Origin of the sequence: Lonsdalea britannica, assembly GCF_002111595.1 — a bacterium.
In the GTDB taxonomy this organism is placed as follows: Bacteria; Pseudomonadota; Gammaproteobacteria; order Enterobacterales; family Enterobacteriaceae; genus Lonsdalea; species Lonsdalea britannica.
The window spans coordinates 119327-125326 of record NZ_LUTN01000012.1 but is presented as its reverse complement, the minus strand read 5'-3'; the positions used below and the strand labels follow the sequence as shown (position 1 = coordinate 125326).

Genomic DNA, 6000 nt, shown 5'->3' with positions numbered 1-6000 from the left:
CTTATATTGTCCTGGGATGTTTACATACCCAGATGGAAAAAAACCGTACTACCGTAAAGGGGTACGGTTTTTTTTCGTCCTTAGATCCTCGCCACAATCAACGAATACTCAAAAGTAAACTCCTCGCGCACAAGGCTAAACTCACCTATACCTTTCCTGATGTGCGCACCAGAGACTGTGCCTGAACAACCGCTACGACGCTCTGAAAGATGATGTATTTACGACGTTAGCTTGGATGTTTATGACGACAGCACCGCGCTGATGAGCGGACTGATAAGTTGAGACTCCATCTTGTTAAATGCCGGACAAGCTGCGGGGAATCGATCTTTTCATACGCAATACAGGGCAATCTATAGAGCTATCAGCCCCGTACGACGACGAGTAATACCACGGAGTATTACCCTCCCTGAAAGACTCTCCTTTGGCGATCTGCTGCGACCGCGAGAAGTGGATACGGTCGGAAACTTACCTTAGACGATGAACCCACCTGATACTGAAAGTTTCAACCCCAACCCCAACGGCTACACGCCCACCTAATCGCCTTACTCAAATATCCAGTCCGTTAACTCGCCACCAACGAATCGTTCCTTAGGTGTTGATTCATGTGTCTTGCCACATCGGCTTTCAGAAAACAACAGAGAATCATTGTGCTGTTCTAAACGGAATTCGGTGATCTAAGCTCCAACCATCTTCGTTGCACAAAAATCGAATATTTATAGGGGCCGTTAGTCTCTTATTGTCACCGTTATTACCAGACAACCTATAATATTTCCCGCCGTTAAAAACTCGCTACTACAGATCCCCATCAAACATACAAAACTAACAATCACATCAAAAATAATAATCCTGATAACGCTGCGTGTTGAGATGAAATAGTGAAGTTTCTCGGTTTTTTTTATTAACGCCGCTGACTCTTATTGAACGCGCTGCGTTAAATGGATTTTCCTCTACATAGATCATGTTTATTGAAAAAATAAAATTCTGGTTGGGAATAATATAATTAACGTTATAAACTATCCCGTCATTAATAATGATAATTGAATGCACTCATTAAATTTATTTTAACTGCCTCAATATTTAATTTACTTGGGTCAAATTTGGTTATCTCTGAATAACTAATTGTGACATTAATTAATATAGTTAGGTGTTTCTCTATGAGCTATATATTTACAAAAAAACTCATGCTAGCCTTTCAGTCAGTTCCTATTCCCAGGGAATGTTGTTTTAGAGAATTAAATATGTAGATTATTAATTTATTTATAAATTTCATGCGATTAAATCTACATGGCTCTTATTGGGGCACGATCAAAGGCCTCAAAGCAACGGGAAATATTTTTGTGGTACTCAATAAGTTATCTATTTAAATGGATAATCAATAAGAAACCTAATAAGAAACCATTATTGTAAAAAACCATTATTGGAAAATGTAACGAGGTAATCTTGATGTGTCGAAAAAAACAAAATATAAAAATTGCTTTGTGATTTAACTTAGCTAAAATCCAGATAAACACGCATTTATGTTCTCTCGATGATTAATTGAGATATATCTTAATTTTCAATGAAGGTGGTTGCCTATATCCTGAAAACGAAAGTATTAGTATTTTATGTCGATTTGGTGACGCGTATCGTATTGAAAAATCTACACATATCGGATTGGTTGTAATTATTATCCCACTTAGGGTAATTAATTTATCTAATGATGAATATCCGCTGGGATATTTAGGCGTGCTTTGTTAAATACCAAAGTAAAGCCATCGCGTATTTATAAAAAAGTGAATGACGCCATGTTCTATAAAGCTCCGCGCGATAAATAGATGATGGAGCTCACTTGTTTGCAATCTGGTGAAAGAAATAAGAATAAACACTCAGTCCCGCCATTTTATTTAATAGGACTGATTCAACATTTATTTTCTGGCAGTACCCGATGCTCTCCGGCTATCTCCAAGAGTCAGGAGTTCGTTTGGGGGGATGGAACCCATATACGTCACGTCAGTGAGGATTTCCAATGACGCAATCCCTTGGATGCTTGCTCTCCCTGGGAATAAACGCCGTGAGCTGGATTCACGGTGAGTCTGGATGAATCGATCACTGGCATCAGGAATACGGCTGCTTTGGCGAATCAGTACTGAACTCGCTATCACCAAGAGAGGATTGTGAACGTGACTCCAGAAGAACATCAAGATATGCGTCAGCCTGACGCATTTCCGGCATTCAGGCTCAGTGACTCAGCATTTTTTTTCGATATCGACGGTACGCTCGCGGAAATTTGCGCCCGCCCCGAGGAGGCCACTGTCCCTCGGGGGCGCTTGTCTCTTCTCCACGCTTTGTTTCGCGCCTGTGATGGCGCCGTGGGAATCATATCAGGACGGCGTTTAGCCGATATCGATGGGTTATTGGTGCCGTTGTTGCTTCCCGCAGCGGGAATTCACGGTGGGGAACGTCGTCGTGCGGATGGGACGATTCATCGCTGTGAGGCCCGTCTGCCTGCTGAGCTCAGCCTGCGACTGAAATATTGGGTAGATCAGCATCCCGGCGCTTTTCTTGAAGCAAAAGGGGATACCGCCGTGGCGCTGCACTATCGCCAGTGTCCAGAGTGTGAACCTGAAGCGTTAGGGCTTGCCTCGGCGCTGAGTGAAGATTACCCCCAGTGGGCGGCCCAACCGGGGAAGTGCGTTGTTGAAATCAAGCCTGAGAGGGTGAATAAAGGGGCTGCTCTGCGCACGTTTATGACGGAAGCGCCTTTTCAAGGTCGTTTACCCGTTTTCGTCGGCGACGATCTCACCGACGAGCAGGGGTTTGACGCGGCGCAGGCACTGGGAGGTATAGGGATTAAAATCGGCGCTGGCCCCACTTGCGCAAGACATCGGTTACCGAGTGTCGATGCCGTCGGGGAGTGGTTATCAGGGTTGACCACGCTCGCAGACCCGCCATGTGCGGATAAGGCGGTGTCTCGATGAACCGGCTTGTGGTGGTATCTAATCGTGTTCCTCCGGCGCTTGATGATTGCCCGGCTGGAGGCTTGGCCAGCGGTATGATGGCCGCGCTGGAGCTGAGCGGCGGCGTCTGGTTTGGATGGAATGGCGAAGTAGAAACATGTCCGACCCGCGTCGAACAGCGAACGGTCAACAACGTCACCTTTGCGACGACAGCGCTGACTGCGGAAGAGTATCAACAATATTATTGTGGCTTTTCCAACGGCACGTTATGGCCGACGTTCCATTACCGCGTCGATCTAGCGCGCTACGACAATGAAGAATATCAGGCTATCTGCGCGTTAATCGCCGACTGGCGCAGATGTTGAAACCTCTGCTTCGCCCCGACGACATCATCTGGGTACAGGACTACCATCTCCTGCCTTTCGCCCAAGCTTGCCGGGCGATTGGCATCAACAACCGTATCGGTTTCTTTCTGCATATCCCTTTCCCGTCCACCGTCATCGCCACGACCATACCGCCGCATCGCGAGCTGTTCTCCAGCATGACGGATTACGATCTGCTGGGGTTTCAGACCGAAGAAGATCATCAGGCTTTTCTTGATTACGCCAGCCGGATGGGGATGAGTGACGACATCGTCAAAAGTGGTGTTTATCCCATCAGCGTCGCGATTGAGCCGCTTCGGCAACTGGCGCAAGACAACTCACCTGACCTTCACCTGCTTGATCAGGTTTCCCGTCATCTGGGACGTAAAGCGATCTTCAGCGTTGACCGGTTGGATTACTCCAAAGGTCTACCCGAACGCTTCAGCGCTTACGAACTGCTGCTGAAACATTATCCCGAGCATCGGCGGCGGGTTCAGTTTGTCCAGTTCGCGCCGACCACCCGGGATGACATCTCCAGCTACCGGCAGATACGCGATCAGCTGGATGCGCTGGCCGGGCGCATCAACGGCGGTTATTCCGAGCTGGACTGGTTGGCTCTGAATTACATCAATAAGAACTGCGATCGTCGGCGACTGATGGGGCTATACCGGCAGGCGCACGTCGCCTGCGTTACGCCGCTGCGAGACGGGATGAATCTGGTGGCGAAAGAGTATGTGGCGGTGCAGGAGGAAACCGACCCCGGCGTGCTGGTGCTGTCTTGTTTCGCCGGCGCGGCGCGGGAATTGGATGCCGCGCTGATCGTCAACCCGTATGACCCGCGCGAAGTCGCCGCCGCGCTGGATCGCGCCTTAATGATGCCCCTCGAAGAACGCGTGGAGCGCCATCAGAGCATGCTGAACATTCTGCGGCATGCCTCCATCGACGTGTGGCTACGGCGTTTTGTGGATGACCTGTCGCGGCAACGCCTGGCAGGCGACGCGGGACGCGTGCCCTGCGTGTGTTTAAGAGCCTGAACTTGCTCGGCAGGGTTGCGTTCCGCATGACAAAGGGGATGGAGGCGCCGCGCGAGTCATTTTTCGGCGGCGTATGTAGCAAAGGAATGCGTTGTCGACGGTCGGCAATGCCAGCGACCCGAGGCCCACACGGCCCGACGTGTTGATGAAATTTTGAATGAAGGAGCAATGAACCATGACAATGATTAAGCACATCAGCGCTTATCAAGGACGTTTCGACAAATTTGATGCCGTCATTGTGGGCTCCGGCCCGTCCGGCGCGACGGTGGCGCGTACGCTGGCGGAGCAGGGCAAGGACGTTTTGATTCTGGAGCTGGGAGGGTTGGCATCGCCGGGCGAAGTGCTGGGGACACATCAATCCATCTACAGCCGGGCCATCACGGGAACCGGTCTGCAGGACGGCAACCCGTGGACCGCCTGCTGCGTCGGCGGCGGTATGCAGTTCTATTCCGCCATCACCTTTCGCTACCGCGAGGTGGATATGCGGATCAGCCGCTACCTGCATTCGGATATGGAGATGGACTGGCCTATCACCTTGCAAGATCTGGAAGAACATTACGGCTACATCGAATCGTTGCTGGGAATGCAGGATGTCAGCAGCTATCCGTTTAGCGCACGCGGCAAGAAGATCGCCCATGCAATGGCTTCGCTTGGTTACCGCCCGAGAAATATGCCGCTTGCCATCGTGCCGGCGGGGAGCGACAACGGGTGCCACTTCTGTTCGGCCTGCGATAGCCGCTCTTGTACGACAGGCGCTAAGGCGTCGATTCTGAATCGATCGGTCATCGATGATACGGCGCTGCCGGGGTCCATCACCGTACTGTTCGGCTGCATGGTCAATAGTATCCGGCTCTCGAACGAAGGGCATGCAGAATCGGCGGAGTGTTATATCCCGTTCTCATCCGAACATTTAAGTATTCCCGTCAACAAGATCATCTGCTGCGGTAACGCGATTCAAACCAGCGCGCTTCTGTTGCGTTCGACCTCCGTGTTGGCCCCGCGCGGCATCGGCAATGAGCACGACCTGGTTGGTCGCGGCCTCTCCTTCAAAATCACCGGTTACACGACCGGCTCTAACCCTGCTTGGGCGAAGGAAGATGGGCTGTGCGCCCCGCATCAAGGCGCGCCCGCGTCCGTCTACACCGATGATTTTTACCAGAACGCCGATGTGCCGACCGGAATTGGCGGGCTGCTGTACGAGGTCGCTTCCCCGGAACCGCTTCGCAATATCGGCCGCATCCGTCTGCACTATCTCGCGGGCGAAGAGGCGTGGTCACACAATCGAATCACCCTGGATGAGCATCAGGATGAATTCGGCAACCCACTCATCAAGTTCAATTACAAAAACTCCGACAGCGACTTGGCGCGCATTGGCTTTATGGCGGCCCGGGCGGAGGAAATTCTGAGGGAAGCGGGCGCTAAGACGATCGAGCGCGAGCCGTCGGTGCATAACAAAGGCGGCTCGCACCTGCATGGCACCGCGCGGGCAGGGACGGATGCTACACGGTCGGTCGTCGATGTTTCGGGTCGTGTTCACGGCTACGACAACATCTACGTCATGGATGCCTCTGTGATGACCTTTGCCGGAAATTCGAATCCGACTCACACCATTATGGCCAATGCGCGACGCATGGCCGTGGCGATGCGTTGAACCTCACTCAGGAGCGA

2 protein-coding genes and 1 pseudogene are annotated in these 6000 nt (G+C 51.2%); all 3 read left to right on the top strand.

Annotated features, from left to right (window positions below):
- Positions 1 to 2183: 2183 nt before the first annotated feature.
- The 3 genes and pseudogenes from otsB (at position 2184) to AU509_RS11580 (ending at position 5983) form a co-directional block, all read left to right on the top strand.
- Positions 2184 to 2957 (top strand): trehalose-phosphatase, encoded by a 774-nt coding sequence (gene otsB / locus AU509_RS11590; RefSeq protein ID WP_094118395.1) that lies wholly within the window; start codon positions 2184 to 2186, stop codon positions 2955 to 2957.
- Positions 2954 to 4332: pseudogene (locus tag AU509_RS11585) on the top strand (alpha,alpha-trehalose-phosphate synthase (UDP-forming)). Before otsB ends, AU509_RS11585 begins: the two are co-directional and overlap by 4 nt.
- Before the next feature lie 175 nt (positions 4333 to 4507).
- Entirely contained in the window at positions 4508 to 5983 is a 1476-nt protein-coding gene (locus AU509_RS11580; RefSeq protein WP_094118394.1) for a GMC oxidoreductase, read from the top strand.
- The last annotated feature ends 17 nt before the right edge of the window (positions 5984 to 6000 follow it).

Coding starts and splice junctions, on each gene's coding strand:
- otsB (WP_094118395.1), top strand. CDS start 2,184: ATGCGTCAGCCTGACGCATTTCCGGCATTCAGGCTCAGTGACTCAGCA.
- AU509_RS11580 (WP_094118394.1), top strand. CDS start 4,508: ATGACAATGATTAAGCACATCAGCGCTTATCAAGGACGTTTCGACAAA.